This window comes from Gammaproteobacteria bacterium (assembly GCA_003696665.1).
In the GTDB taxonomy this organism is placed as follows: Bacteria; Pseudomonadota; Gammaproteobacteria; order Enterobacterales.
Genome location: RFGJ01000625.1, coordinates 1 through 5,386, shown reverse-complemented (window position 1 = coordinate 5,386; position 5,386 = coordinate 1). Strand labels below are relative to the sequence as shown.

The 5,386-nt window shown below is 53.2% G+C and carries 5 protein-coding genes; 1 reads left to right on the top strand and 4 read right to left on the bottom strand.

Annotation, left to right across the window (positions count from 1 at the left end):
* Positions 1 to 1,740: hypothetical protein (locus tag D6694_15145; protein RMH34584.1), on the top strand; the 1,740-nt coding region annotated here is incomplete at its 5' end.
* 283 nt (positions 1,741 to 2,023) lie between these two features.
* On the opposite strand, the gene D6694_15140 is transcribed toward D6694_15145, so the two are convergent.
* The 4 genes from D6694_15140 to D6694_15125 form a co-directional block, all read right to left on the bottom strand.
* Positions 2,024 to 2,785 (bottom strand): metal ABC transporter permease, encoded by a 762-nt coding sequence (locus D6694_15140; protein ID RMH34583.1) that lies wholly within the window; start codon positions 2,783 to 2,785, stop codon positions 2,024 to 2,026.
* Entirely contained in the window at positions 2,782 to 3,690 is a 909-nt protein-coding gene (locus tag D6694_15135; protein ID RMH34582.1) for a zinc ABC transporter substrate-binding protein, read from the bottom strand. The genes D6694_15140 and D6694_15135 overlap by 4 nt, the downstream gene beginning before the upstream one ends.
* Positions 3,691 to 3,705: 15 nt before the next feature.
* Positions 3,706 to 4,962 carry a hypothetical protein gene (locus D6694_15130; protein RMH34581.1) on the bottom strand — a complete coding sequence of 419 codons (1,257 nt, stop codon included), beginning with the start codon at positions 4,960 to 4,962 and terminating at the stop codon, positions 3,706 to 3,708.
* 120 nt (positions 4,963 to 5,082) lie between these two features.
* Positions 5,083 to 5,367 (bottom strand): hypothetical protein, encoded by a 285-nt coding sequence (locus D6694_15125; protein ID RMH34580.1) that lies wholly within the window; start codon positions 5,365 to 5,367, stop codon positions 5,083 to 5,085.
* Positions 5,368 to 5,386: the final 19 nt, after the last annotated feature.

The following is a 5,386-nucleotide window of genomic DNA, read 5'->3' as shown; positions in this document are numbered from 1 at the left end:
GGTGCGACCGTTAAGCTCAACCTGAAGGCGCACAATGCCGTGGCTGTGACTTTGTCGCCAGCGCGTGCAGCCCAAATGGCGAACGATCCGGCGGTTGAATATGTCGAAGTAGACCAAAAGCGTTATCTGACATCCATCATCAAAGAAACCGATACGCGTCAGTATGCGACTTCGACGTCGGAAACAGTGCCGTATGGCATTTCAATGGTGCAAGCGAACCAGTTGAGTGATTCGCTCGCCGGAAATCGCAAAATTTGTATCATTGACTCCGGCTATGACCGCTCGCACGAAGATCTGGCTGGCAACAATGTCACCGGTGAATATGATTCTGGCTCTGGCTGGTGGTATAACGACCAAAATAGCCATGGCACGCACGTTGGCGGGACCATTTCTGCCATTGGTGGTAATGGTAAAGGCGTTGTTGGTGTTTTAGATTCGGGCAATATCCAGATCCACAGTGTGAAGGTCTTTGGTGCTAACGGTTGGAACTATTCTTCCAGCTTGGTGGCTGCACTAGACAAATGTACGGCATGGGGTGCCAATGTGGTGAGCATGTCGTTGGGTGGGCCGAGCTACTCAAGTACTGAAAACTCTGCCTTTGCACAGGCGCTGTCGAATGGCGTCCTGAGCATTGCTGCCGCTGGTAACGACGGTAACAGCAGTTACTCTTATCCGGCATCATATGATTCGGTGATGTCGGTCGCGGCCGTTGACAGCTCGAAGAATGTGGCGAGCTTCAGTCAGTATAACTCCCAGGTCGAAATTGCTGGCCCAGGTGTGGCTGTGGATTCCACCGTTCCAGGCAACCGCTACGCGAAGTACAGCGGAACGTCGATGGCGACGCCACACGTTTCGGCGGTGGCTGCGTTGGTTTGGTCTTATCATACCAGCTGTACGGCACAGCAAATCCGTAACGCATTGAACGCCACTGCGGAAGACCGTGGTGCGGCAGGTCGTGATAATTTCTATGGCTACGGTATCGTTAAAGCACTGGATGCCAAGAACTACCTGGACACTTATGGTTGTGACGGCAACACCGGTGGCGGTGGTGGCGGCACTGGCATCACCACCCTGACCAACGGTACGCCAGTCAGCAACCTGTCGGCATCCACTGGTCAAGAGTTGATGTTCAAGATGGATGTGCCCGCAGGCGCGACCAACTTGAGCTTTGCCTCTTCTGGTGGCACGGGTGATGCTGACCTGTATGTGAAGTTTGGCAGCCAGCCGACGACATCGAGCTATGATTGCCGTCCGTACCTGAATGGCAACAACGAAACCTGTAACATCAGCAATGTACAAGCTGGCACTTACTATGTGATGTTGCGTGCCTACAGCAGCTTCTCCGGTGTGACATTGACCGGTAGCTACACCGACGGTGGTTCTGGTGGTGGCGGTGGCGCCGCAACTTTCACCAACAACAAGAATGTCACCATCCGTGACCGTCGGACGGCCACCAGCTCTATCAATGTCACGCGCAGTGGCGACTCTGGCACTATCACGGTTCATGTGGACATTAAACACACCTACCGTGGTGACCTGCGCATCACCCTGGTCGCGCCAAATGGAGCCAGTGCGGTACTCAAAGACATCAATGGCAGCGACTCGGCGGACAATGTTCTGGCTGATTACACGGTCAATGCCTCAGGTATTGAATCGTCAGGGACTTGGAAGCTGAAAGTCTATGATGCCTATCGTGGTGACACAGGGTACATCGACAGCTGGAGCATCACGTTCCAATAATCGTCAACCGTTCATTTGACGAACATGGGAGGGGCGCGCTGAGCGCCCCTTCTTCGTTGTTTATGCCGAGGAAACAGACCATGGATGGGTGATGGGCAGAGAGGAGGTTGCGACTTTTGACGACAATACATTTGCCAATGTCGCTGATAAAAATTTGCGTGTTTGGGACAGGGTATCAATGAAAAATTGGGAGATGCGAAGGCGAGTTAAGCTTTCATTCAACGCGCGCTTTCATCTATGTTGGATACGGACCTGTTTGAACAAGTCCGTATCAAAGACGTTTTCATTTGTTGTTGGGTAATACAAAAGCCGTAACAAGCCCAACCAAAAATAGCGTCCATACAATCACTGCGCCGGACGGCAAGTTAAATAGCGCGGAGAGAATGAGTCCCAATATGTAACCTAACCCTGCAATGGTGTAAGCGATGAGCATGCGTCGTTGCCCTTCAAGTTTCCGTGTGGACAGCGGCGGAATGATCAGGGTAGCAAAGACGAGATAAACGCCGACCAGTTGCACCGAAGCGGTGACGGTTAAGGCAAAAGTGAAATAGAACCACAGTCGGTTGTGTTGTGAGTGCGCCCAGTAGTGCCAGAATGCCAGCAGAACGCCGTAGAGCGCGGCAACTGGCAACAGTTGTTCATAATCCACCCAAAGAATTTGTCCCACGAGAAGTTCCTTTAAATGTTCGCCCCCATGCGGGTTGTTGGCGAGCAGCAAGATGCCGAGTGTGGCCGCAAGCACAAAGGACACGCCGATGATTGCCTCTTGGCTTTCTGGAAAAAAGCGCTCGGTCACATTAAGCAGCGCCGCGCCCAGCAACGCGGCACTTACTGCAGCGATCTGCACGGCCCAGCCGTTGAGATCCCATCCAAACGTGGCCGCCGCAATGATGCCCAGGCCTGCGATCTGGGCGATGGCCAGATCAATAAAAATGATGCCCCGCTGTAAGACGACACGTCCCAAAGGCACGTGGGTCGAAGTGACCAGTAGACCCGCCAGTATGGCCGGTCCGAGAATCGCAAAATCGACAGAATCCCAGTTCATGGTTTGACTCGCTCCAATAGTCGTTGGAAGGTGACCTCGTAAAGGTGCTCAAGGCTGTCTGCGTCTTCCGTGCCCCCAATGGTAAAGGGCAACTTGACCAATGGGATCTTTATTTTCTCAGCCAGCCACTGAGCCGCTTTGGGGTTCTGGTAGGCCGCATACAAGATTGCCTTGGCCGGATTTTTCTCAAGCTGATGAAGCAGATTGGCAAGGTGACCGCTGGTTGGCGGAATCCCGGGTTTGTCTTCGATGGTGGCCACTTTTTTGATGCCAGTGAATGCCTCTAGATAGACCCAGCTATCATGATAGACAACGACCGGCATACCTTTGAGCGCTTTTATTTCGGTTCGCCATTTGTCCAATCGCTGCTGCCAACGTGCGACGAATTGCTGATGACGGCGTTCGTAACTTGATCGGTTGCTGGGGTCTAGTTCAATCAAACGTTGCACCAGCGCATTGGCCACGGGAATGACGTTCTGAGGGCCGGTTTGGATGTGTGGATTGCCCTCGGCATGAATATCGCCCAAGGCTCGATCAATCTTTGTGGGGACACCGAGTTTTTTGACAAAGTCGGTTCCTATAAAGTGACCGGGCCGCCCCGGGTATAGGTTCGGATTGTTGGCCCGACGAAGCAACAGGGGCAGCCAGCCAATTTCAAGCTCAGCCCCGTGACACGCGATCATATCCGCCCGGCGGACTTGCGAGATCAGGCTTGGCCGCGCCTGAATTCGATGCGGATCTTGTAGTGCTGTGGTGGCAAGATAGACATGCACTTGTTCGCCACCAATTTCTTTGAGCAGTGCTTGATAAAATGGCTCACACGCGAACACACGCAGATCCGCCTCAGCGCGTGGCACCCAAATTGCAGCGATAAAACCAATGAACAACCATAGACGAGATTTCATGGAGTGCCTCCTTGTTTAAAAACTATGCGCCGGATGGGCACCAAAGGCCATGGTGTACTGCAATATGACGACATCTGCTTTGGTGGGAGTACTGTCGTCACGGCTGTATTGCAGCCGGAGGCGCGAATATTCGCTGTTCGACCAGTCAACCATCACACTCAGGCGATGCGGATCATGGCCTCCGCTATCAAATGTGGTGCCGAGCAGCGGGGCAGGTGTTGAATCCGGCGATAGAAACGCGTAGCGTACGCCAAGCCGCCAGCCTCTTGTCCATTGGTAGACGCCCTGAATATAGCCGCCAGCATCGTTGAACTCATCGTCAACCATCGCAGTGCCTTGTGTGAAGGTGCCGTTGCGCTTGCGCTTGAACCACTCCAACTGGATTTTGGCGTTGCGATGGGTGGGATTGCCGTTGGGCGCCCATTTCCAAATAAAATCAAAGCCTATGATTTGATTGTCGCCCAAAAATGCGGCGCCAGTTTCAAGATCTTCTCTGGTATCAACGTGGCCATCAAACCAACTGATGCCAAAGCGCCAGCTGTGACTTGTGCCAACATCGCCGCCCCAATGGCTGAATAAAGCTTTGCTACCGAGCCCACGGTGGCCGCCGCCAACCGCGGCAAAGGCATCGCCCCGATACCACTCCAGCCCAATTTCCCAAAACAGTTCAGTGGGGGCGAGCCATACCGCAGCGACACCATCGTCACCATAGCCGCCGCCCCAAAATGCGTCGTATACCAGTGGCCGCTGTACGAAATCGTCAGTATGGCGGTGACGGCCATTGAGGTAGCCAGCCCCAGATAGAAAACGTCCAAACTTCAATGTCACATCACCGGGCATTGATAAGGTTTGTAGATAAGCTTCCTCGACTTCGGCGCTGCCTTCACCAAAAGCAATTGTGGCTGATGCGTAAAATTTATCATCCACATTGCCAGTGAGGTTGAGTTCCGCTTCACCGATGCTGAAGCCGGACTCGGGTAACCCACTTTCCTCCGGCATGATGAAGCCAACGGGTTGTGGTTCACTGTCGTCGGGATCGATGAGCGTCGCTGAGCCTGTGAGGATTAGGCCAATTCCAGGATTGTAGCGATTGTCACTGGATTTCATGGCAAGCGCCGACATTTTTTTGGTTTGTGCTTCGTTGACCTTCTCCTCAAGTTCCGCGAGTCGAGCCTTGAGTGCTTCAATTTCTGCTTGTTGTGTGTCGCTTGGCTTTTGTTCCGCCAAACCGGGCATGGTTGCAAACAACAAAATTGTTGAAATGGCAGCCATAGTCATGGTTTTCATCGATCGTGTCTCCAAATGAATGGTGATACAGTGCGCCGGCAGGAAATGCGCTGTGTTAGGCGCAATACAAAAATGTCAAAATGAGGTGTGAGTGACGGCAGTCAATTAGGCCATTGGAGGTGACCGGGCGCATGCCCGAATCGCGCCTGGCGAAACGATCCGGAGAATCGGTTTGAGATACGGTGTTTGAACTTGCTGGGAAACTTGGACGTCAGGGGTTGACTGGACAAGCGCCTTCCCCGTTTTGGCGTGCAGAATACACAGCACGCAGCTCTGGTCAGGGCGGTCTTTGACGGCCTCATCCTGATGCCACACAGCCGCCGTCAGCATCAATGCGACGATGCCAGCGAGGCATGACAAAAAGATGGCGCGAAGACGTCTATCAACCATTATTGATGATCAGCGCTTG

Excerpts from the sequence above, each read along its gene's own strand:
- D6694_15125 (RMH34580.1), bottom strand. The coding sequence starts at position 5,367 with ATGGTTGATAGACGTCTTCGCGCCATCTTTTTGTCATGCCTCGCTGGC.
- D6694_15140 (RMH34583.1), bottom strand. The coding sequence starts at position 2,785 with ATGAACTGGGATTCTGTCGATTTTGCGATTCTCGGACCGGCCATACTG.
- D6694_15135 (RMH34582.1), bottom strand. The coding sequence starts at position 3,690 with ATGAAATCTCGTCTATGGTTGTTCATTGGTTTTATCGCTGCAATTTGG.
- D6694_15130 (RMH34581.1), bottom strand. The coding sequence starts at position 4,962 with ATGGCTGCCATTTCAACAATTTTGTTGTTTGCAACCATGCCCGGTTTG.